This is a genomic window from Microbacterium oxydans, from assembly GCF_000956525.1.
In the GTDB taxonomy this organism is placed as follows: Bacteria; Actinomycetota; Actinomycetes; order Actinomycetales; family Microbacteriaceae; genus Microbacterium; species Microbacterium oxydans_A.
Genome location: NZ_JYIW01000026.1, coordinates 1100904 through 1122318 on the forward strand (window position 1 = coordinate 1100904; position 21415 = coordinate 1122318).

Genomic DNA, 21415 nt, shown 5'->3' on the forward strand with positions numbered 1-21415 from the left:
ACCATCGTCAGCTGAGCTCTCCGCCCTCCAGGAGCTCGGTGACGAGAGCCGCGATCGCGGAGCGCTCGGAGCGCATCAGCGTCACGTGTCCGAACAGATCGTGTCCCTTGAGCGTCTCGATCACGCTCGCGATGCCGTCATGGCGGCCGACACGGAGGTTGTCACGCTGACCGACGTCGTGCGTGAGGATGACGCGAGAGTTCTGCCCCATGCGGCTGAGCACCGTCAGCAGCACGTTGCGCTCGAGGGACTGCGCTTCGTCGACGATCACGAACGCGTCGTGCAGCGAGCGTCCGCGGATGTGCGTGAGCGGCAGCACCTCGAGGAGCCCTCGTTCGATGACCTCTTCGACGACGTTGCCCGAGACGACCGAACCGAGTGTGTCGAACACCGCCTGGCCCCACGGTCCCATCTTCTCGCCCTGGTCGCCCGGGAGGTAGCCGAGTTCCTGACCGCCGACGGCGAACAGCGGTCGGAAGACGATGATCTTCTTCTGCTGCTGCCGCTCCAGCACGGCCTCGAGGCCGGCGCACAGCGCGAGCGCCGACTTGCCCGTTCCGGCGCGTCCGCCGAGCGAGACGATGCCGACCTCCGGGTCGAGCAGCAGGTCGATCGCGATGCGCTGTTCGGCGGAGCGACCGTGCATGCCGAAGATGTCGCGATCGCCGCGCACCAGCCGGTACTCGCCGTCACCGGTGACGCGGCCGAGTGCCGAGCCGCGCTCGGAATGGATGATCAGGCCGGTGTTGATCGGGAGTCCACGTGCGTCCTCGCTGATCCCGACCTCGCTCTCGTACAGGTCGCTGATGTCGTCGCCGGAGAGGTCGAGCGTGGTGAGCCCCGTCCACCCCGAGTCGACCGCCTGCTCGGCCAGGTACTCCTCGGCGCGAAGACCGAGGGAGGCAGCCTTGACGCGCATCGGAAGGTCTTTGGAGACGATCGTGACGTCCTGCCCGTCCTGCGACAGGTGCATCGCGACCGAGAGGATGCGAGTGTCGTTGTCGCTCAGACGGATGCCGGCTGGCAGGACCGACGAATCGGTGTTCGCGAGCTCGACGCGGAGCGTGCCGCCCTCGCCGACCTCGACCGGGAAGTCGAGACGGCCGTGCTCGATGCGCAGATCGTCGAGGTGCCGCAGCGCCTGCCGTGCGAAGTAGCCGATCTCAGGGTCGTGCCGCTTGCCTTCGAGCTCGGAGATCACGACGACCGGAAGCACCACGGAGTGCTCTGCGAACCGGAAGAACGCCTGCGGATCGCTCAGCAGCACCGAGGTGTCGAGGACGTAGGTTCGCAGGTCCTGATCCGGATCCGCGGATGACGCCCGCCTCGTCGTCTTACGGGTGGACTGCTGCGCGGTGCTGGTGGACTGCTGCGCTGTACGTGTGGTCACGACCCACTCCCGACCCGGGGATGATCCCCGCCTGAGAACGAGTCGACCTGGGGCCACGAGTCGCGAACCTGAAGGCCGACTCGACCGGGCTCTTTGCCCGATGCCTTGAAGCTACGACCAGTCACCGACAGAACGGTGCCTCGACACGCCAACGAATTCCTACGCGAACGTGAACGTCTCGTTTCCGAATGCTGTGAGTGCGTCGTCGAGCAGCTGCAGCGTGTCCGTGTCGGTGCCGGCGTGGGCTGCGACACGCACTGACGCACCTCGCGCCGTGACCACGAGCCCCGCATTTGCGAGCGCGGCGGCGAGACGTGCCGGCTCGTCCGGCGAGAGCACCACGATGCCCGCCCGCTGCGCACGCTCCAGCGGCGAGCTCACGGCGATGCCGTGCCGATCCGCGATCTCCAGGATCACGTCGACGTGCTCCTGGATGCGGGTCTCGATCGCCGCGACCCCGGCGTCGCGCACATCACGCGCGCCGATGGCCAGCCGACCGGCCGCGAGCGTGTCGGGGCCGCTGACCGTGTACGCCCTGGCTGATGCCGCGGCGGTCGGCAGATCATCGACCGGGAGCCCGTCCGTGGCTGCTCCGGTGATGCCGCTGAGCATCGGCGTGATGCGTTCGCGCGCCCGTGCGTTGAAGCGCGCGAACGCCGTGCCGCGGCCGGCCCTGAGCCACTTGTACCCGTGACCCACCACGACATCTGCCGCGGCATAGTCCGCCTCGACCACGCCGAAGGACTGCACGGCATCGAGGATCAGCAGCCGATCCGGACCCAGCAGCTCGCGGAGCGCGGCGAGATCGACGCGGAAACCGGTGCGGAAGTCGACGTGGCTGACGACGAGCGCTGCGACGTCATCGTCGAGCACCTCCGCCACCGCATCCGGGGTGACGCGGCTGTCGTCCGGCGTGATCCATCGGGGCGTGAGCGCGCCGTGCGACGCCGCGGCAGCGCGTTCGAGGGTCAGGCTGATGCTCGGGAACTCCGCGGTCGAGGCGATCACGCTGCCGGCGAGCCCGAAGAGCGCATGCTGGAGCCCCTGCGTGGATGACGGCTGCAGGGCGATCTCCGCGGCATCCGTCCCGAGCAGCTCGGCCACCAGCTCCTGGGCCTGCCCGATCCGTTCGGCGACGAGTGCGAGCGACGACGGTCGTCCGCTGCCCAGCAGGTCGGCGTCCGCGAAGATCTCCTCACGCACCGAGGGCGACAGCGGGCCGAATGCGGCCCAGTTCAGGTAGCCGGGTTCGCTGTCGAACGTGCTGAGATAGTCCTCGAATGTACCCACTTCGTCATTCTGACAGGTCAGCGGCTCCGCCACCGGCCGTCCATCTAGCGGCCGAAACGCCGATCCCGGTCGGCGTAGTCGCGGATCGCGCGCAGGAAATCGACCTCGCGCAGGTCGGGGCCGAGCGCCTCGACGAAGTAGAACTCGCTGTGGGCGCTCTGCCACAGCAGGAAGTCGCTGAGTCGCTGCTCGCCGCTCGTGCGGATCACGAGATCCGGGTCGGGCTGCCCTCCTGTGTACAGGTGCTCGCCGATCATCTCCGGTGTGAGGTGCGCCGCCAGGTCCTCCATCGTCCCGCCGGACGCCTCGTGCGTGACGAGAATGCTCCGCACGGCGTCGACGATCTCATGGCGTCCGCCGTAGCCGACAGCGAGGTTGACGTGCAGTCCGGTGTGGTCCTTCGTGCGCTCCTCGGCATCGGCGAGCACTCGCGCGAGCTCCGGGGGCAGGATGTCGGAGCGGCCGACGTGCTTGACACGCCAGTCCCCCTCCTTCGACAGGGCCTCTGCGAGTTCGGCGATGATCTCGATGAGGTCGTCGAGCTCAGCTGAATCACGCTTGCGCAGGTTGTCGCTCGAGAGCAGGTACAGCGAGACGACGCGTACGCCGAGCTCATCGCACCACCCGAGGAACTCGCGCATCTTCAGCGCACCAGCCCGGTGTCCGTGCGCGGCCGTGCTGTAGCCGAGCTGGCGAGCCCACCGACGGTTGCCGTCGATCATCATCGCCACATGATGCGGGACGGATGCTCCGTCCAACTGCCGACGCAGCCGGTTGCTGTAGAGCCGATACAGCGGCCCTCGCCCCTGGCTCTCGCGTGAAATCACCTCCCTACGCTACCGTGCCGCGACCATTTCCGACGGTGTGGAAGCTGTGGGTCATGTGCCTCTTCCGGCATGCGGCGCGGCATAGAGTGGGCCTCGTGACCACACCTGCGCCATCGGAACCCGACCTCCCTCAGCTGCCCCTCCTCGAGGCGGCGGCGGCCGATGCAGCGGTCGAGATCCGTCCGACCTGGCGCGGCTGGATCCACGCCGGCACGTTCCCGGTCGCGATCGTCGCCGGCATCGTGCTGATCGTCGTGGCACAGGGCGGGGCGGCGAAGTGGGCGGCGGCCGTGTTCATGACGAGTTCGCTGCTGCTGTTCGGCAACTCGGCGCTCTATCACCGCTTCGACTGGAGCCCCCGCGTCAAGCTGCTGCTGAAGCGGATCGACCACGCGAACATCTTCCTGCTGATCGCCGGAACCTATACGCCGCTCGCGACGCTGGCGCTGCCCCCGGAGAAGGGCACGCTGCTCTTGAGCCTGGTGTGGGGCGGCACGGTCGTCGGCATCCTGTTCCGCGTCTTCTGGATCCATGCACCGCGTTGGCTCTACGTCGCGCTCTACCTGCTCATGGGGTGGGCGGCCGTGATGTTCATGGCAGACCTGCTCGCGGCCAACGTCGCGATGATGGTGCTCGTGGTCATCGGCGGTCTGCTCTACACCGGCGGTGCGATCGTCTACGCGATCAAGAAGCCGAACCCGTGGCCCGGCCGCTTCGGCTTCCACGAGATCTTCCACGCCTGCACGGTGCTCGCGTTCATCTGCCACTGGACCGCGTGCCTGCTGATCACGCTCGCGCCGCTGTCGCCGTCGCTCGGGGCGTGACCCTGCGGGCGTGACACTCGATCAGGTCGTGCGCGGATCCGGGTCGTCGTCGCCTTCACGGACGATCGGGAGGTCGGCATCGGTCTCGGTGGCCTCGTCGGCTGCGCGTGCAGCTTCCTCGGCATCGAGCTCGTCACGCACCTCTTCGCGGTACCGCACCCGGCGGATACGACGGTTCATGTCCCAGATGAGGAAGATGACCGCGATCACCAGGAGGATGACTGCCGCGAAGCCCACGAAACCCGGGGTGACGGACTCCGGTGCCACCGTCATGGTGGGCGTCGGCATCGGGGTCTCGGTCAGAGCGAACATGTGTCGGCCTTTCGTGCGCAGGTCGCATAACCTGGAAGTACCAGCCTAACGACCGGAAGACCCCTCCCGTGACGACAGCAGCACAGCTCGATGACCGATACGGCCGCACCCGGCGACGTCGGACGCCGTGGATCATCGGCATCGCGATCGCTGTGCTCCTGGTCGGAGCCTTCGGATGGATGACCGTGGCGCAGTCCATGAGCTCGGTCGACGCGGACGACCTCGGGTACGAGCTCGTCGATGAGCACACCGTCGACGTGCGTTTCCAGGTCACCGGCGTGCAGGGCAAAGACGTCGTCTGCATCGTCGAAGCGCTCGACGAGGAGTTCGGCGTCGTGGGCTGGAAGCTCGTCGAGATCGCCGCGGGAGACAGCCATTCGAAGGCCGTCGCCGCCACCATCCCGACTGTCAGCGAAGCCACGACAGGTTTGGTGAACACCTGCTGGGTCGCCTAGACTGACCGCAGACAGATGACGCCCTGGCCCAGAGCCGGGGCGTCTTGGCATATCCCCCGCAGTTCGCGGCCGGGATCCGGATAGAAGGAGCTTCGTCATGTCGACTGATGCTCAGGTTCCCTTCCTCACGCAGGAGGCGTACGACCGGCTCGTCGCAGAGCTGGAACACCTCTCGACCACGGGACGCGACGAGATCGCCAAGCGCATCGAGGCCGCCCGCGAAGAAGGCGACCTCAAGGAGAACGGCGGCTACCACGCCGCGAAGGACGAGCAGGGCAAGCAGGAGGCGCGCATCCGCACGCTGGAGAGCCTCCTGAAGACCGCGAAGGTCGGCGAGGCGCCTGCCAGCCGTGGCGTCGTCGAGCCGGGCACGGTCGTCACCGCGATCGTCGCGGGCGGCGAAGAGGTCTTCCTGCTCGGCAGCCGCGAGATCGCCGCCGGCAGCGATCACGACGTCTACAGCGAGGCCAGCCCGCTCGGACAGGCCATCCTCGGACTCAAGGTCGGCGAGAAGTCGTCGTACGAGGCTCCGAACGGCCGTTCCATCGCCGTCGAGATCGTGAACGTCGAGACCTACACCGGCTGATCACAGCCGCTGACGCAGAACGCCCCTCCGACTGATGCCGGAGGGGCGTTCTCGTGTTCCGGGCCCCCTGAGCCTGTCGAAGGGTCCCTGAGCCTGCCGATGGGTCCCTGAGCCTGTCGATGGGTCCCTGAGCCTGTCGATGGGTCCCTGAGCCTGTCGATGGGTCCCTGAGCCTGTCGAAGGGTCAGTCCGGGACGACCAGCGGCTCGAAGCCCGCCAGACGGAGCGTGTCGAGCGTGTGCTGCGAGTGCTCCGGTCCGCGGGTCTCGACGCTGAGCTCGAGGATGACGTCGCTGATCTGCAGCCCGTGGCCGTGGCGTGTGTGCATCGCCTCGATCACGTTGGCGCCGGCCTCGGCGATGAGCTCGGAGACCCTGGCGAGCTGGCCCGGACGGTCCGGCAGCGGGATGCGGATCGTGAGGTAGCGGCCGGACGCCGCGAGTCCGTGCGAGACCACGCGCTGCAACAGGAGCGGGTCGATGTTGCCGCCGGACAGCACGGCCATGGTCGTACCGGTCGCGGAGACCTTGCCTGCGAGGATCGCGGCGACACCAGCCGCACCGGCCGGCTCGACGATGACCTTGGACTGCTCGAGCAGCACCAGGATCGCGCGCGCCAGATCGTCATCCGAGACGGTGACCACCTCGTCGACGTACTCCTTGATGATGTCGAACGGGATCGCGCCAGGACGCGCGACCAGGATGCCGTCGGCGATCGTCGGCCGCGTCACGATGTCGACCGGGTGGCCAGCCGCGAGGGAGGGCGGCACGGCGGCGGCGTTCTCGGCCTGGACGCCGATGATGCGGACCGTGCGTCCGAGCTCGGCGGCACGAGCCTTCACGGCAGCTGCGACCCCGGCGATCAGGCCGCCGCCTCCGATGCCGAGGACGATGGTGTCGACGTCGGGTGCGTCTTGGAGGAGCTCCAGGCCGAGCGTCCCCTGACCGATCACGACGTCGCGGTGATCGAACGGAGGGATCAGCACGGCACCGGTGCGCTCCGCGTACTCCGCTGCGAGACGCAGCGATGTCGCGACCGTCTCGCCCTCGAGCACGACCTCTGCGCCGTACCCGCGAGTCGCGAGGAGCTTCGGCACCGGCACGCCGAGCGGCATGAAGATGGTCGCCGAGATGCCGAGCGCCTGCGCTGCGAGAGCGACGCCCTGCGCATGGTTGCCGGCGGATGCCGCGACGACGCCGCGCGCGCGTTCCTCCGCGCTCAGACGTGAGAGGCGGTACGCGGCACCACGGATCTTGAACGAGCCGGTGCGCTGCAGATTCTCCATCTTGAGCAGGACGGGTACCCCGAGCACGTCGGAGAGCGCCCGAGAGGGCAGCGTCGGCGTGTGCGAGATCACCTCAACCAGACTCTGAGCTGCGTGCTCGAACTCGGTCAGGCTGGGGACTGCGCTCATCGATTCCTCCGTCGCCGCTCGCGCGGCACTGTACTCCAGATCAGATCTCCACTGGGTCCGACGCCCGTGCGCCACGACCCCGAACTCACCGTCACCGCGAACACGTTCACGAATGCCGCCAGCGGCACGGCGAACAGCGCTCCGGGGATGCCTGCGATCATCGCGCCACCCGCGACCACGAGCACCACCGCGAGCGGGTGCACCTTCACGGCGGAGCCCATCATGATCGGCTGCAGGATGTGCCCCTCGATCTGCTGCACTGCCAGCACGACCAGCAGCATGAACAGCGCGGTCAACGGACCGTTGTACACGAGCGCGAGGAACACCGCGATCGCGCCGGTGGCGACTGCACCGACGATCGGGATGAACGAGCCGAGGAAGACGAGCACGGCGACCGGGAGCGCCAGCGGCACCTGCAGCAGGAACGCACCGAGGCCGATGCCGATCGCGTCGATCGTCGCCACGAACAGCTGCGTCCTGGCGTAGTTCACGATGGTCGCCCACCCGTTGCGGGCTGCACCGTCGACGGCCGGACGGGCCTTGCGCGGGAACAGCTTGACGGTCCAGCGCCAGATGCCTGCGCCGTCGGCGAGCAGGCAGATCAGGATGAACAGCGACAGCACTGCGCCGGTGGCGACATGACCCACGGTCGTGCCGATCGCGAGCGCGCCGGTCCACAGCGCCTGGGCCTGCTCATTGAGGAAATCGAGCCCCTGCTGCAGGTAGTCCGAGATCTGCGTATCGGAGAGGTTGAGCGGCCCGTCGTGCAACCACACCTGGAACTGGTCGAAGGCCGCAGCCGAGCTCGTCTGCACCTTGGGCAGCTCGAGACGGACCTGCCAGACCACGAGCCAGACCAGCCCGGAGACGATCGCAGCTGTGCCGAGCAGGGAGATCGCGATCGCCAGCCAACGCGGGACGCGGTGCCGCAGCATCCAATCGAATGCGGGCCAGAGGAGCGCTGTGATGAGGATGCCGACCATCAGCGGGATGACCAGGAGCTTCAGCAGCATCACCAGCCAGATGAACACGCCGATGGCCGCCGCGATCAGCAGCAGCCGCCAGGCGTACCCGGCGGTGATGCGCAGCGGCAGCGGAACGGCCTCATCGGCCTCGGTCGTCACCGTCTGATCGGTCGGCTCGAGGCGCGGGCGGAAAAGCTGGGTCAGCCAGGATCGCCGCTCATCGTTCATCGCCCAAGTCTACGTCGCCACCGTATGCCGTTCGACGCATCGATGTCGGCGCGTACCGGCGCATGACCATGCCGGCGGCCGGATGTCGGAGGGCGGGGATACGCTGGCCGACGTGACGGAAACCCTCAGCGCCGCGCAGGCGCGACGCATCGCGCTCGCTGCCCAGGGTTTCACTCGCGCTCGCCCGACATCGGTGTCAGCCCGTCATGTGCATCGGGTCATGGATCGCCTGGGGGTGCTCCAGATCGACTCCGTCAACGTATTCGCACGGTCGCACTACCTCCCACTCTTCTCCCGTCTCGGCTCGTACGATCCCACGCTGCTCGACCGGGTCTTCCTGTCGCGCACGACGCACTACGTGGAGTACCTCGCGCACGAGGCGACGTTCATCCCGATCGACGACTGGCCGCTGTGGCGATTCCGCATGGACGACTTCCGCCGCCGCTGGGCGGGCGAGGACTCGTGGATGAGCAGCAATGCGCGCACGCTCCAGTGGGTACAGGACGAACTCCGCACGCGCGGCCCGCTCCGGCCGGCCGATCTCCGCGCGGATGCGCCGCGCGAGCGCGGCACCTGGTGGGACTGGGACGACGTGAAGCTCGCGCTGGAGCATCTCTGGCGCACCGGCGATGTCGCGATCAGCGGCCGCAAGGGCTTCGAGCGCACCTATGCCCTCGCGGACCACGTGATCCCGGATGCCATCCGAGCACGCGAGGTTCCCCGCGCGGAAGCCATCCGCACGCTGATCTCCCGCGCTGCGCGCTCATCGGGCGTGGCGACGCAGTCCGACCTCGCCGATTACTACCGGATCCGCGACAGGGCCGCCATCGCGCAGTCGATCCAGGAACTGACGGATGCCGGGGAGTTGATCCCGGTGCAGGTGCGCGGCTGGGAGCGCGGCGGCCGCCCACTGCCCGCCTGGCGGCACCGGGATGCGGTGCTCCCCCGGCGCGTCGACGCCGCGGCGATCCTGACCCCCTTCGATCCCGTGGTGTGGTTCCGCGACCGCGCGCTGCGTGCGTTCGAGCTCGACTACCGCATCGAGATCTACGTTCCGGCCGAGAAGCGGCGCTACGGCTACTACTCGTTGCCCGTGCTCGTCGGCGACCGCATCGTCGCCCGTGTCGACCTCAAGGCCGATCGCGCGCACTCGACCCTGCAGGTGCAGTCGGCCTGGTGGGAGCCGCAGGCGCGGCCGGAAGACGCCGAGCCGGTCGCGCGCGAGTTGGCCCTGGCCGCCTCGTGGCAGGGCCTCGACCACATCTCGGTGTCGGGATGGGGCGACGCCTCGGATGCCGTGCACCGCGCCCTGGTCGGACACGACACCATCGACGGCGGCTCGGTGCGGCGTCACGTCCACGTGAGTGAGCGCACCCCATGAGTCGCCGCGGTTCGTGGGTGCTCGGCGTCGGCATCGCCGCCGTGCTGCTGCTGGCCGCTGGGATCTGGCTCTGGCAGTCATCGAGCGGGCCCGCGACCGCAGAGGACACCGCGACCGCGTACCTGCGCGCGCTCGAGTCCGGTGACGTGAAAGCCGTCGACTCGACCGGTCCTGGTATTTCGGAGGAGACCGGCACAGCGTTCGCGGGAGCGGCGGAGTACATCACGGACGGCGCGGTGGGCGACGTCGATCAGCAGGGCGACACCGCGGCCGTCGATGTCTCCTTCCGGCTCGACGGCGAGAAGCGAAGCGCGACGCTGACCCTCACACGGCAGGATGGCGCGTGGCGGATCGACTCCTCCGGTCTCGGCACGCTGACCGCCGTTCCCGACAGAGGAGCGTTCGTCACGGTCGGCGACGCCGTGTTCGCAGCCGACGACGGCATCACGCTGCTGCCTGCGCGCTATCCCCTCTCGGCAGCACCCGACGACCTGCTCGACGGCACGGCGTTTGTCGCGGTGCTCCCGGGTGAGAGCGTGGAAACCGCTCTCGCCGTCGAACTGCGCGACGCCGCCACCGGTGCCGCCCAGGCCGCGCTCGACGAGCGCCTCGAGGCGTGCACCGCGAAGGGCGGCGAGCAGCCGGAAGGCTGCGGCATCCGAATCCCCTGGGGCACCGAGTTCCGCGAGGTCGCAGACGTGCGCTACCGCATCGATACCCTTCCCTCCATCGCGCTCTCCGGTACCGGCTTCACGGCAGGCGGAGGCGTGCTCGTGGCCACGGTCACCGGCACCGGCCACGACGGCGCCGAGCGCACCACGACCTACCGGACGGAGTCCTGGATGGTCCGCGGTGATGTCACGTTCACGGAAACGACGATCGCGCTGACCGTCTGGTGACGGTCAGCGCGATCGGGTGGTCTGTGTCAGAACTGCACGCGAGGCGGTTCTGAGATCGCGCCGCTGTCGGCGACCTCGAAGAACTCGCGCTCGGTGAATCCGAGGCCCTTGGCGAAGAGGTTGTTCGGAAAGACCTTGATCTTCGTGTTGAGCTCGCGCACGCCACCGTTGTAGAAGCGCCGCGCCGCCTGGACCTTGTCTTCGGTGTCGACCAGCGACTGCTGCACCTGCAGGAAGTTCTGGCTGGCCTGCAGCTGCGGATACGCCTCGGCGACCGCGAAGAGCGAACGCAACGCCTGCTGGAGGTGGCCCTCGGCGATTCCAGCGTCAGCGGGCCCGCTCGCATTCATGGTCTCGGCACGAGCGCGGGTGACGTTCTCGAACACCGCTTTCTCGTGCGAGGCGTAACCCTTCACCGTCTCGATGAGGTTGGGGATGAGATCGGCCCGCCGCTTCAGCTGCACCGTGATGCCGCTCCACGCCTCATCGACGCGAATCTTCAGCTGCACGAGTGAGTTGTACGTCGCCCACAGGTAGATCCCGACCAGCAGGATCACACCCACAACGATCAGTACCGGCACAAGCCATTCCATCAGAGGCCCACCCTTCCTCGTTTTGTCTCATCCTATCGGCGCTGTCTGCACGTGTACTGGGCGTGACGACCGATATCGGCTCCGAAAACTGTTCAGGAGCCCAGAACTCGCTCGAGATAGCGGTTGGCGAACCGGCGTTCGGGGTCGAGGCGCTCTCGAAGGGCCAGGAAGTCATCGAATCGCGGGTACCGCTCGCGCAGCCGCTCGGCATCGAGCGTGTGCAGCTTGCCCCAGTGCGGGCGGCCGCCGTAGGCGAGCATGATCTGCTCGACGGCCTCGAAGTACACCGTCGGATCCGCGCGCCAGTACCGGTGCACCGCGATGTATCCGCTGGCGCGGCCGTGCGCGGTCGAGAGCCAGCGGTCGTCCTCAGCGGCGAAGCGCACCTCGATCGGGAACTCGATCCGCCAGCCGCGCTGTGCGATGAGTTCCTGCACGGCGCGGAACGCCGGCTCGACGTTCTCGGCCGGCAGCGCGTACTCCATCTCGCGGAAGCGCACGTTCCGGTGCTGCGTCAGCACGCGGTGCGAGTGATCCGTGTACTCGCGGTCTCCGGTGAGCTTCACGGCGAGCCTGCTGAACGGCGGCGTGATGGCGGGTGCCAGTCGGCCGGCCGCGCACACGGCGCGGTAGACCCCGTTCGAGAGCAGCGTCTCGTCGATCCACCTGCCCGCGACTGGGAGCGGTCGGCGCTTCGTCGATTCCGGCAGCCTGGACTGGCGCTTGGTGAGCGCGACGTCGGTGTGCGGGAACCAGTAGAACTCGAAGTGGTCGTGCTCGGCGACGCGCTCCGCGAGCGTCGTGAGCACCTCATCGAGCGGCACCGGCTCGTCGATCGCGTGCATCACGAACGCCGGCACGCACTGCAGCGTCACCTCGACGAGGATGCCGAGGGCACCGAGACCGAGCGCGACCGCCGGAAGCATCTCGCTGTTGCGGGTCTCATCGATGCGCAGGAATTCGCCGGCCGCGGTGACCAGCGTGACACCGACGACCTGCGCCGCGAGGCCGCCGAACCCGGCGCCGGTGCCGTGGGTCCCGGTCGAGATGGCGCCGGAGATGGACTGCCGATCGATGTCGCCGAGGTTCTCCATCGCGAGTCCGTACGGGGCGAGAAGCGCGGGGATGCGATGCAACCGAGTGCCCGCGAGCAGCGTGACGCGCCCGCTGGCGGTGTCGGCGGACACCAGCCCCTGCATGTCGTCGAGTTCGAGCAGCACTCCCGGCGCGACCGCGATGCCGGTGAAGCTGTGCCCGGCGCCGACCGCCTTGACGGGCAGTCCGTGGGCTGCAGCGGCGATGACCGCCCGCTGCACGCCTTCGGGAGTGCGCGGACGTTCGACCCGCACCGGACGGACGGATGCCGAACGCGCCCAGTTCTGCCAGGTGCCGCCGATCCGCGTCACAGGAATGCCTTCCCCTCACCGCGGTACGTGGGCAGCTCGTCGATGACCTCGTCTCCGGAGACCAGGTGATAGCTCTCGATGCGCTCGGCGGGCTCTCCGCTCTTGGCGTGCCGGAACCAGACTCGGTCGCCGACGCCGAGGCCGGTGGCCGCCCGACCCTGCAGGGGCGTCTGCACCTCACCGGCCGCCTCGCGCGGCATCGTGCGCAACCCCTCGGGCCAGACCGGGCGCGGCTGCCGCGACGCGAGCGGAGGACCCGACGCGATCCAGCCACCGCCGAGCACCGTGGCGATGTCGGACGCAGGTCTGCGCACCACGTCGAATGCGAAGGCCGAGGCCGGTGCCGGCTGGAAGGACCGATAGCCGTCGAAGAGGTGCCCGCCCAGCAGGCCGCTTCCCGCACTCGCCTCGGTGAGCGACTCATCGCTGCCCGTGAACTCCAGGGATCCCGTGCCTCCGCCGTTGATGAACTCCAGCGGGGTGACCGTCGACACCGCATCGGCGATGGCTGCTCGCCGCTCGCGCAGCTCGGCACGCGAGCGCGCCTGCACCATCCGGATCAGCGGTGCGTCGGGCCCAGCGTCGTCGCCTTGACCGGCGATCTGCGCGTCGTACATCTGCAGACCGACCAGGCGGAAGCCCGGACGTGCGGTGACCCGACGTGCGAACGCCGCGACCTCGCCGGCGCTGAACAGCGCGGAGCGACGCACGCCGATGTGGCCGAGCAGCGCCGACCGCCACGAGGCATCCACGTCGATCGCGACGCGGATCTCTGGGCGCGAGCCTGGACCGGCGACGCTGTCGATCAGGTCGAGGTGCACCGGGTCGTCGACCATCAGGGTGATGCGCTGCACCGCCTGCTCGTCTGCGAAGAGCTGTTCGAGCCCGGCGCGATCGACGGTCGGATATCCGAGCACGATGTCGTCGTGGTCGGCTGCGAGCCACAGCGCCTCAGCGAGCGTGAAGGCGAGGATGCCGTGGTAGCCGGGCAACGCCAGCACGGCGTCGAGCACGGCACGCACGCGGACCGACTTCGATGCGACGCGGATCGGCAGACCGCCGGAGCGCACCAGCAGGTCCATCGCGTTGTAGCGCAGCGCCTCACGGTCGATGATCGCGACGGGCGCCGGCAGATGACCGGTCGCGGCGGAGAGCCGGTTCCAGTATCGAGATGGGTCGTCCCACTCGGGAGCGACGACGGGACGAGCCGCAGCGGGGCTCAGATCGGCGGTGAGGTCGAGCACTCCCCCACCATACGACGTGGGGCACCGAGATTCACCCCTCGCGGCACCGGGTTTCGTGCCGGGTCCGATCGTGGCGACCCCGCTAGGCTGACCAGGGCCACGCCCCCGTAGCCCAATGGCAGAGGCAGGCGACTTAAAATCGCTTCAGTCTGGGTTCGAGTCCCAGCGGGGGCACTCTCGAATCAGCGGCGTCAGTCGCTCATCCGATCGATCGCCGCGGCATCCGCCCGTGCCCCACGCGACCGCGGGGTCCTCGCCTCACGTACTCGACGGATCACGAGGACCACGAGTGCGACCGCGATCGCCGTGTAGACCACGGCGTCGACGTATCCGAGGGAGTGCTCGAGCTTCTCGTGCTGGGTGCCGAGGGCGGCGCCGACGCCGATGAGCATCGCGTTCCAGATGCCGCTGCCGATGATCGTGTAGACGCTGAAGCGCACGAGTCCCATCCGTGACGCCCCGGCCGGGATCGAGATCAGACTCCGCACGCCTGGCACCATCCGCCCGACCAGCACGGTCCACGCGCCGCTGCGCGCGAACCAGTGGGATCCTCGGTCGAGGTCGGAACGGCTCACCAGCCGTGTCGCGGCGAGCAGGCGGATCGCCCGTTCCATCCCGATCGCTGCGCCGAGCCAGTACAACAGCATCGCGCCGATCCACGACGCGGCGGTGCTCCAGACGATGAGCCAGCCGAGGTTGAGCTCGCCGCTCTGGCTGAGGTACCCGGCGAACGGCAGGATCACCTCGCTCGGGATCGGCGGGATCAGTACTTCGACGAACACGAGCACACCGACGCCGATATCACCGAGAGCGGTGAGGATATCGGCGGCGAACCCGGTCAGTCCGGTGAAGCCGTGGTCGGCGTTGGTGGCGATGGCAGTGGCGGGGCTCATGACGGGCTCGTCTCTGTCTGGGGCTGTCCGGCCATCGTAGGCGAGACAGATGCACTGATCCTGTGCGCGCCGGATGACGGGTCAGTCACTTGCCGAACAGGTCTCGGATGCCGGGGATGCCGAGGTCGCCGAGCTTCTCGCCCCAGCCGCTCGCCGTCTCGCCGAACCCGGAGACCGCTTCTCCGGCTGAGCCGAGCACCCCCTCGGCCGCACCGGTGATGTGCTCCGCGTCGAACCCGCCGGCGAGCGACTCCACGTCGAGACCCTGCAGCAGCGAGTCGACGTCGAGGCCCTGCGCGAGCGCGTCGAAGTCGACGCCGAGCCCAGCAGCCTGCTCGAGCAGCGGGCCCGCGACCGAACTCAGCACTGCTCCTCCGGCGACCGCGCCCAGCAGACCGACCGCCGCACCGCCGACCGCGGCACCGCCGATGCCACCGCCCGCCCTGCCTCCCCGCACTCGCGACAGCAGCGCGCGCATGCGTCCAGGACGAGCCGCTTCGGTGCGGCCTGCTGCGCGCGCGAGGTCATGGGCGGAGGCGGACGACGGACGTTCGCCCGGCGTGAGCTCCGCCTGCATCCGCTCCTGCACCTGCGCACGCTGCGCGGGCGTGAGCCGTTCGAACGCTTCCCGATGCATCTGCTCCACCCGGTGCGGGTCGGCAGTCTGCAGGAGATAGTCGTAGCGCGCGATCGCGGCGCGGTCGGCATCCGAGACCGCGGACGCGCCCGCAGCTCGCGCAGCCCCGACGGGCGGCGGCGGCGCGTAGCCGTCACGGGACGACGAGTGCGCAGGAGCCGGGCTGTACGGCCGATGCTGCGTCGGTCGTGGCGCTGGAACGGCACCCTGTCGAGCCGAGGAGTCTCCGGACTCGGAGGCCAGGTGCTTCTCGACGGCCTTCGCAGCCATGCCGAGCAGGCGGGAGAGCTTTGCCATGGTGGTGATTCCTTCTGTGGCGAGTGGACAGCCACGGAATCTCCGCGAGATCGAGACGAGGAGGGTCACCATGACGGTCCGTGAACACGGACGCCAGGTCTCCTCCGCCCCGAGGGGCCGGTGGGCCGGGACACGACTTCATGTCCGTAATGACGACACCACCGCAGACGGGAGTACTCCCCTTGCTGTTCCCGACCGTAGCGGGGTCAGCTATGAATCGTGTGCGAACTGCATGGTGGGTGAACGACGAACGGCCCCGCGCGAGTGCGCGAGGCCGTTCGATCGTGGGTGAGCGTCCGACTACTTGGCGGCAGCCTCGGTCACCGCAGCGTGCTCGGCGGGGTCGGTCGTCGCCTCGCCGGGAGCCGCAGCAGCAGGTGCCTTCTTCGCGGGCGCCTTCTTGGCCGGGGCCTTCTTGGCGGGTGCCTTCGCAGCCGGCTCGGCCTTCACGGCAGCCGGGGTCTCCGCAGCGGCTGGTGCCTTCGCGGCGGCGGGTGCTGCCGGCGCGGCCGGAGCGTCGGCTGCCGGACGCGGGCGAGCGGCGAACTCCTCGAACACGTAGCGCGGATTCTGCACGGTCTCGAGGTTCACGAGGTCGCGGCCGAGCCACAGGTTGTTCCACCAGCCCCCGATGACGCGGAACTTGCGCTCCCACGTCGGCATCGCCAGGCCGTGGTACCCACGGTGCGCGACCCAGGCGACGAAGCCCTTGAGCGCGATCTTCCCGGACTGGAAGACACCGTTGTAGAGGCCGAGACCTGCGACGGCACCGAGGTTCTTGTGGAAGTACTCCTTGGGGTTCTCCCCACGGAGCACGGCGACGAGGTTCTTCGCGAGCAGCTTCGCCTGACGCACGGCGTGCTGGGCGTTCGGCACGCAGAACCCGCCGACACCGCCACCCGACAGGTCGGGAACAGCCGAGACGTCACCGGCAGCCCAGGCACCCTCGACGAACGCCTCGGGCGTTCCGACTCGCAGATCGGCACGGGTCTGGATGCGACCGCGCTCCTCGACGGGCAGGTCGCCGCCGCGGACGACGGTCGGGTTGGCCATGACGCCGGCGGTCCAGACGATGACATCGGTCGGGATGACCTCGCCGGTGGAGAGCTCGACGTTGCCGTCGACCGCGCTGGTGAGCTGCGTGTCGAGGTGCACGTTGGCGCCGCGCTTGGCGAGGTCCTTCAGCACCCACTCGCTCGTCTGCAGCGAGACCTCGGGCATGATGCGGCCCATCGCCTCGATGAGGTGGAAGTGCGTGTCCTCGAAGCGCAGCTGCGGGTACTTGCCCACGAGCGAGGAGGCGAGCGAACGCAGCTCGGCGAAGACCTCGATGCCGGCGAAGCCACCGCCGACGACGACGACCGTGAGCAGGCGATCGCGCTCGGGGCCGGCCGGCAGCGATGCAGCCTTGTCGAAGTTCGACATGACGCGGTCGCGGATCGCGACGGCCTCTTCGATCGTCTTCAGCCCGATCGCGTTGTCGGCGATGCCCGGGATCGGGAACGTACGCGACACGGCACCGGCGGTGACGACGATCTGGTCGTACGCGAATTCGTAGGGGTCACCCACCGGAGGGGTGATCGTCGCCGTCTTCTCGGCGTGGTTGATGTTCGTGACCTTCGCCGTGAGCACGTTCGTGCGCTTGAGGTGACGACGATGCGCGACCACGGAGTGGCGGGCCTCGATCGAACCGGCGGCGACCTCGGGGAGGAAGGGCTGGTACGTCATGTACGGCAGCGGGTCGACCATGGTGACCTCGGCCTCACCCTTGCGGAGGTGCTTCTCGAGCTTCCACGCGGTGTAGAAACCGGCGTAGCCGCCACCGACAATCAGAATCTTGGGCACAGGGGGACAACTCCTTGGAGTCAGGGTTGTGGCGTGCGAGATGCGCGCGCCGATCGGATGCGCCGGGCAGCAGCGGTGACGCCAAGCGCTATCAGGATACCAGGGACTGTGAGCGCGATGAGCGGCAGGGTACCGTAGCGCAGTGAATCAGCGCTGGGAAGGAGCGGGGAACCGGCTTCCGTCGGGGCATCCGCGTCCGGAAGCGGCGGCACCTGCACCGGCGTCATGGTGGCCTCCGGCTGCGGCTCGGTCGCCGCTCGACGGTACAGGCGGATCCATTCGGCGAGGTCACCCATCGGATTCTTGTCGACCGAGGGCAGGACTGCGTTGATCGCGGCCGCCGCATCGACGAGCCCGTAGCCGTAGAGCGGATCCTGCGGCTTGATCGCGCCATCGACGGGGATCGCCGTCTTGATGATCCGGTTGATGACGTCGTTCGCCTTCAGGTCGGGATGCGCGGAGCGGATGAGGGCAGCGATCCCCGCCACGATCGGGGCGGCCCCACTGGTACCTCGCCAGGAGGCGAGCTTGCCGTCGGCCGACATGCCGAGCAGCCCCTCACTGGGTGCCGAGATGCCGATCGTGATCCCCTGGGTCGAGGCTTCGACGCTGGCCGTGCCGGTCTGGTCGACGCCGCCGACCGTGAGCACACCGGGGATCGTGGCGGGCGCCCCGATGATGCTGGTGCCGCTCCCCCGGTTGCCGGCCGCGACGACGACCACGACGTCGTGTTCGAAGGCGTAGAGGAACGCATCGTCCCAACTCGTGTCCCAGTCGAGGGTGTTCGTCGTGAACGAGAGATTGATGATGTCGGCGCCGTTGTCGACGGCCCAGCGCATCCCCTTCGCGACCTGCTCCGTGAACGGGACAGCGGCAGCCGCGCCGAACCCGACCGAGATCGACAGCAGGTTCGCCTCCGGCGCCACGCCGATCATCCCGGTGCCGTCCGGGGCTCCCCGTCCGGCGGCGAGCGAGGCCACCCAGGAGCCGTGATTGCCGTCGAGCGCGCCGAGCGGGGTCCGGCCGTCCGGGGTGCCGGTGCCCGAGACATCGGTGCCGCCGACGACGGCGTCGCCGAAGGTCTCCGGCACCTTGCCGATGCCGGTGTCGATCACGGCGATCGTCACACCCTTGCCGCGGGTCGTCTGCCAGGCCTCGCGGATGCGGGCGCCGTCGAGCCAGTACTCGGAGGCACGGGTCGGGTCGCTCGGATCATCCGGCACCGGGCCGGTGCTGGGCGGTGCGGTCGCGCCGAGGAGCAGGACGGATGCCGCCACCACCGCGATGGCGGCGGCGCTGCGCAGCATCCGTCGTGCGGTCATACCGCTGACGCCGACTCGTCGCGAAGCGCTGCTCCGGGGTCGTCGCAGCGGCACTCCGCCGGGGTCCAGGACGACCGGGCGAGCGCTTCGTCGCCGATCGGGTTGACGCCGGGGCCTGCGGCCAGCGCGTGACCGGCGAGGGCGTGCAGGCACTTCACGCGCGTCGGCATGCCGCCTGCCGAGATGCCGTCGATCTCTTCGACGTCACCGAACTGCGCACGGTCGGCGAGGTACGCCAGGTGCGCGGAGCGGTAGCCGGCGGCGACGGACTCGTCCTCGGCGAGAAGAGCGGCGAGCTCAGGCATGACCTGCGTCGCCTCGAGCGTCGACATCGCCGCAGTGGCCGCCGGATGCGTCAGGTAGTAGAAGGTGGGGAACGGCGTGCCGTCGGGCAGCCGAGGAGCGGTCGACACGACGGTCGGGTTGCCGCACACGCATCGGGCTGCGATGCCGACGACGCCGCGGACCGGTCGACCGAGCTGGGCCGAGACGACGGCGAGTTCGGCGGATGTCGGGGCGGGGAAAGGCGGCGTGGTCACCCCACCAGCGTACGGGAGCAGACCGGGAATCCCCTCCGCGCTGCCCCTCAGCGGGTGACGGCGGCGGTGTCGCTCAGACCGGCCGAGGTCAGCGTGCGCAACAGCTGCGGCATCCAGTCCGCTGGCTTCTCCTCGAGGGTGTCGCTCACCGGGTCCTGCTCTCGAGGCAGCGCCGCGGCATCCAGATCGTTGTCGATCAGGTACACCACCTCGCCCGGCTTGACGTAGTACAGGCGCTCGCGCGCCTGGGTCGTGATGTACGCGGGATCCTGCCAGCGCTCGCGCTCCTTCTGCAGCGCTGCGATCTCGGTCTCGCTGACCTGCACCGAGGCCTCGAGCGCCGCGATCTTCTGGCGCTGGTCGATGAAGGTGCCGAGCGTGGGCACGAGCACCCAGGCCCCGAGCACGACCAGCGACAGCATGATCACCGAGAACGCGGACAGGCGGATGCCGGAGGCCCACTCGCGGACGTCCACGCGCGGTGCTCCCTCGCGCTGCGCGCCTCGAGGGCGCGGCGTTCGCGGGGTCTTCGCCCGTGCGCCGGGCTTCGCGCTCTGCGCGGCCGATGCACCAGGAGACGCCGAAGGAGGAGCCGGTCGTCGTGCCACGGCTCCTCCTCCGTCACTGCCGCATCTGGTGTGCGGCGCCTACTGTCTCAGTTGCGCTCAGGCCTGCGAACGCGGGAACGCCGAACGACCGGCGAAGACCGCTGCATCGCCGAGTTCTTCCTCGATGCGCAGAAGCTGATTGTACTTCGCCACGCGCTCGCTGCGAGCAGGCGCACCAGCCTTGATCTGACCCGCGTTGGTCGCGACGGCCAGGTCGGCGATCGTGGTGTCCTCGGTCTCACCCGAGCGGTGCGACAGCATCGCCGTGTAGCCGGAACGCTGCGCCAGGCTGACCGCGTCGAACGTCTCGGTGAGCGTGCCGATCTGGTTGACCTTCACGAGCAGCGAGTTGGCGACGCCGCGCTTGATGCCGTCGGCCAGGCGCTCCGGGTTCGTGACGAACAGGTCGTCGCCGACCAGCTGCACCTTGGAGCCGAGCACGTCGGTGAGGTGCTTCCAGTTCTCCCAGTCGTCCTCGGCGAGCGCGTCCTCGATCGTGACGATCGGGAAGTCGTTGACCAGGCCGACGTAGTACTCGGTGAGCGCCGCGGCGTCCCAGTCCTTGTTGTCGAGGCGGTAGACGCCGTCCTTGAAGAACTCGGTCGCTGCGACGTCGAGGCCGAGCGCGATGTCGGTGCCGGGCGTGAAGCCGGCCTTCTCGATCGCCTTGACCAGGAAGTCGAGTCCCTCGCGGTTGCTGGGCAGGTCGGGGGCGAAGCCACCCTCGTCGCCGAGGCCGGTCGCGTAGCCGGCGGCCTTCAGCTCGGCGCGCAGCACGTGGTACGTCTCGACGCCCCAGCGCAGGGCCTCGGAGTAGGTCTCCGCACCGATCGGAGCGAGGAAGAACTCCTGCATGTCGATGCCGTTGTCGGCGTGCTCGCCGCCGTTGATGACGTTGAACAGCGGAACGGGCAGCACGTGCGCGTTCGGGCCACCCAGGTAGCGGAACAGCGGCAGGTCTGCCGAGTCGGCGGCCGCCTTGGCGACCGCGAGGCTCACGCCGAGGATCGCGTTGGCGCCGAGACGCTTCTTGTTCTCGGTGCCGTCGACCTCGTTGAGGATCTCGTCGACGATGCGCTGCTCGCTGGCCTCGACGCCCTCGAGTGCCGGGCCGAGCTCGTCGATGACAGCCTCGACAGCCTTCAGCACACCCTTTCCGCCGTAGCGGCTCTTGTCGCCGTCACGCAGTTCGTACGCCTCGAATGCGCCGGTGGATGCCCCGGAGGGGACGGCGGCGCGCTGGACGATTCCGTCGTCGAGGAGCACCTCCACCTCAACGGTCGGATTTCCGCGCGAGTCGAGAATCTCGCGTGCGCCTACAGCCTCGATCAGTGCCACTGATGTGCTCCTTGTTCAGGGAAAGGTGTGTGTGGAGCGTCGTCGATCCGCGCCCAGTCTAGCTCGCCCCTTCGACAGGCTCAGGGACCCATGACGGGGAGGCCGGGGGTCGGGCGCAGGTC

21 protein-coding genes and 1 tRNA gene are annotated in these 21415 nt (G+C 68.9%); 6 read left to right on the forward strand and 16 right to left on the reverse strand.

Annotation, left to right across the window (positions count from 1 at the left end):
• Positions 1–7: 7 nt before the first annotated feature.
• From RS83_RS17895 to RS83_RS17905, 3 genes are all read right to left on the reverse strand, one after another.
• Positions 8–1390 carry a PhoH family protein gene (locus tag RS83_RS17895; protein WP_045280771.1) on the reverse strand — a complete coding sequence of 461 codons (1383 nt, stop codon included), beginning with the start codon at positions 1388–1390 and terminating at the stop codon, positions 8–10.
• A 159-nt stretch (positions 1391–1549) separates the two neighbouring features.
• The gene (locus tag RS83_RS17900) at positions 1550–2680 is read right to left on the reverse strand and encodes an aminotransferase class V-fold PLP-dependent enzyme (RefSeq protein WP_045280772.1); all 1131 of its coding nucleotides are present in this window, start codon (positions 2678–2680) and stop codon (positions 1550–1552) included.
• A 44-nt stretch (positions 2681–2724) separates the two neighbouring features.
• Complete coding sequence (locus RS83_RS17905) at positions 2725–3504, reverse strand: isoprenyl transferase (RefSeq protein WP_045280963.1); 780 nt, start codon at positions 3502–3504, stop codon at positions 2725–2727.
• 98 nt (positions 3505–3602) lie between these two features.
• On the opposite strand from RS83_RS17905, the gene trhA reads away from it, so the two are divergent.
• Positions 3603–4331 carry a PAQR family membrane homeostasis protein TrhA gene (trhA, locus tag RS83_RS17910; RefSeq protein WP_045280773.1) on the forward strand — a complete coding sequence of 243 codons (729 nt, stop codon included), beginning with the start codon at positions 3603–3605 and terminating at the stop codon, positions 4329–4331.
• A 21-nt stretch (positions 4332–4352) separates the two neighbouring features.
• Here the strand turns inward: trhA and RS83_RS17915 are convergent, their stop codons facing one another.
• Positions 4353–4643, reverse strand: a complete 291-nt coding sequence (locus RS83_RS17915; protein WP_045280774.1) for a hypothetical protein — start codon at positions 4641–4643, stop codon at positions 4353–4355.
• 68 nt (positions 4644–4711) lie between these two features.
• Here RS83_RS17915 and RS83_RS17920 point away from each other — a divergent pair, with 68 nt between their 5' ends.
• Entirely contained in the window at positions 4712–5098 is a 387-nt protein-coding gene (locus tag RS83_RS17920; RefSeq protein WP_045280775.1) for a DUF4307 domain-containing protein, read from the forward strand.
• A gap of 97 nt (positions 5099–5195) precedes the next feature.
• Positions 5196–5684 (forward strand): transcription elongation factor GreA, encoded by a 489-nt coding sequence (greA, locus tag RS83_RS17925; RefSeq protein WP_045280776.1) that lies wholly within the window; start codon positions 5196–5198, stop codon positions 5682–5684.
• Between the two features lie 184 nt (positions 5685–5868).
• Here greA and ilvA read toward each other — a convergent pair whose 3' ends face one another.
• On the reverse strand, positions 5869–7098 hold the full coding sequence (ilvA, locus tag RS83_RS17930) for a threonine ammonia-lyase (protein WP_045280777.1): 1230 nt from the start codon (positions 7096–7098) through the stop codon (positions 5869–5871).
• The gene (locus RS83_RS17935) at positions 7095–8291 is read right to left on the reverse strand and encodes an AI-2E family transporter (protein ID WP_082071720.1); all 1197 of its coding nucleotides are present in this window, start codon (positions 8289–8291) and stop codon (positions 7095–7097) included. The genes ilvA and RS83_RS17935 overlap by 4 nt, the downstream gene beginning before the upstream one ends.
• 112 nt (positions 8292–8403) lie before the next feature.
• Here RS83_RS17935 and RS83_RS17940 point away from each other — a divergent pair, with 112 nt between their 5' ends.
• Positions 8404–9672, forward strand: a complete 1269-nt coding sequence (locus RS83_RS17940) for a winged helix-turn-helix domain-containing protein (RefSeq protein WP_045280965.1) — start codon at positions 8404–8406, stop codon at positions 9670–9672.
• Positions 9669–10571: a hypothetical protein gene (locus tag RS83_RS17945; protein WP_045280778.1), complete on the forward strand. Its 903-nt coding sequence runs from the start codon at positions 9669–9671 to the stop codon at positions 10569–10571. The genes RS83_RS17940 and RS83_RS17945 overlap by 4 nt, the downstream gene beginning before the upstream one ends.
• 26 nt (positions 10572–10597) lie before the next feature.
• Here RS83_RS17945 and RS83_RS17950 read toward each other — a convergent pair whose 3' ends face one another.
• The 3 genes from RS83_RS17950 to RS83_RS17960 all read right to left on the reverse strand — a co-directional run bounded on the left by RS83_RS17950 (position 10598) and on the right by RS83_RS17960 (position 13814).
• Entirely contained in the window at positions 10598–11164 is a 567-nt protein-coding gene (locus RS83_RS17950; protein WP_045280779.1) for a LemA family protein, read from the reverse strand.
• A gap of 92 nt (positions 11165–11256) precedes the next feature.
• On the reverse strand, positions 11257–12570 hold the full coding sequence (locus tag RS83_RS17955) for a D-arabinono-1,4-lactone oxidase (RefSeq protein WP_045280780.1): 1314 nt from the start codon (positions 12568–12570) through the stop codon (positions 11257–11259).
• Positions 12567–13814, reverse strand: coding sequence for an alanine racemase (locus tag RS83_RS17960; protein WP_045280781.1), 1248 nt, complete (start codon positions 13812–13814; stop codon positions 12567–12569). The genes RS83_RS17955 and RS83_RS17960 overlap by 4 nt, the downstream gene beginning before the upstream one ends.
• Positions 13815–13915: 101 nt before the next feature.
• Between RS83_RS17960 and RS83_RS17965 the strand changes: the two genes are divergently transcribed.
• Positions 13916–13988: transfer RNA gene (locus RS83_RS17965), tRNA-Leu, on the forward strand.
• A gap of 17 nt (positions 13989–14005) precedes the next feature.
• Here the strand turns inward: RS83_RS17965 and RS83_RS17970 are convergent.
• The 7 genes from RS83_RS17970 to eno all read right to left on the reverse strand — a co-directional run bounded on the left by RS83_RS17970 (position 14006) and on the right by eno (position 21293).
• Entirely contained in the window at positions 14006–14707 is a 702-nt protein-coding gene (locus RS83_RS17970) for a DedA family protein (protein ID WP_045280782.1), read from the reverse strand.
• Positions 14708–14792: 85 nt separating this feature from the next.
• Positions 14793–15641 (reverse strand): hypothetical protein, encoded by an 849-nt coding sequence (locus RS83_RS17975; RefSeq protein WP_045280783.1) that lies wholly within the window; start codon positions 15639–15641, stop codon positions 14793–14795.
• 300 nt (positions 15642–15941) lie between these two features.
• Entirely contained in the window at positions 15942–17486 is a 1545-nt protein-coding gene (locus tag RS83_RS17980; RefSeq protein ID WP_045280784.1) for an NAD(P)/FAD-dependent oxidoreductase, read from the reverse strand.
• 20 nt (positions 17487–17506) lie between these two features.
• Positions 17507–18808 carry a S8 family peptidase gene (locus RS83_RS17985; protein ID WP_045280785.1) on the reverse strand — a complete coding sequence of 434 codons (1302 nt, stop codon included), beginning with the start codon at positions 18806–18808 and terminating at the stop codon, positions 17507–17509.
• Positions 18805–19347, reverse strand: coding sequence for a DUF501 domain-containing protein (locus RS83_RS17990; protein ID WP_045280786.1), 543 nt, complete (start codon positions 19345–19347; stop codon positions 18805–18807). Before RS83_RS17990 ends, RS83_RS17985 begins: the two co-directional genes overlap by 4 nt.
• A 47-nt stretch (positions 19348–19394) precedes the next feature.
• Positions 19395–19955, reverse strand: a complete 561-nt coding sequence (locus tag RS83_RS17995) for an FtsB family cell division protein (RefSeq protein ID WP_230113742.1) — start codon at positions 19953–19955, stop codon at positions 19395–19397.
• Between the two features lie 57 nt (positions 19956–20012).
• On the reverse strand, positions 20013–21293 hold the full coding sequence (gene eno, locus RS83_RS18000) for a phosphopyruvate hydratase (RefSeq protein ID WP_045280788.1): 1281 nt from the start codon (positions 21291–21293) through the stop codon (positions 20013–20015).
• Between the last annotated feature and the right edge of the window lie 122 nt (positions 21294–21415).

Coding starts and splice junctions, on each gene's coding strand:
- RS83_RS17915 (WP_045280774.1), bottom strand. CDS start 4,643: ATGTTCGCTCTGACCGAGACCCCGATGCCGACGCCCACCATGACGGTG.
- greA (WP_045280776.1), top strand. CDS start 5,196: ATGTCGACTGATGCTCAGGTTCCCTTCCTCACGCAGGAGGCGTACGAC.
- ilvA (WP_045280777.1), bottom strand. CDS start 7,098: ATGAGCGCAGTCCCCAGCCTGACCGAGTTCGAGCACGCAGCTCAGAGT.
- RS83_RS17935 (WP_082071720.1), bottom strand. CDS start 8,291: ATGAACGATGAGCGGCGATCCTGGCTGACCCAGCTTTTCCGCCCGCGC.
- RS83_RS17945 (WP_045280778.1), top strand. CDS start 9,669: ATGAGTCGCCGCGGTTCGTGGGTGCTCGGCGTCGGCATCGCCGCCGTG.
- RS83_RS17950 (WP_045280779.1), bottom strand. CDS start 11,164: ATGGAATGGCTTGTGCCGGTACTGATCGTTGTGGGTGTGATCCTGCTG.
- RS83_RS17970 (WP_045280782.1), bottom strand. CDS start 14,707: ATGAGCCCCGCCACTGCCATCGCCACCAACGCCGACCACGGCTTCACC.
- RS83_RS17975 (WP_045280783.1), bottom strand. CDS start 15,641: ATGGCAAAGCTCTCCCGCCTGCTCGGCATGGCTGCGAAGGCCGTCGAG.
- RS83_RS17985 (WP_045280785.1), bottom strand. CDS start 18,808: ATGACCGCACGACGGATGCTGCGCAGCGCCGCCGCCATCGCGGTGGTG.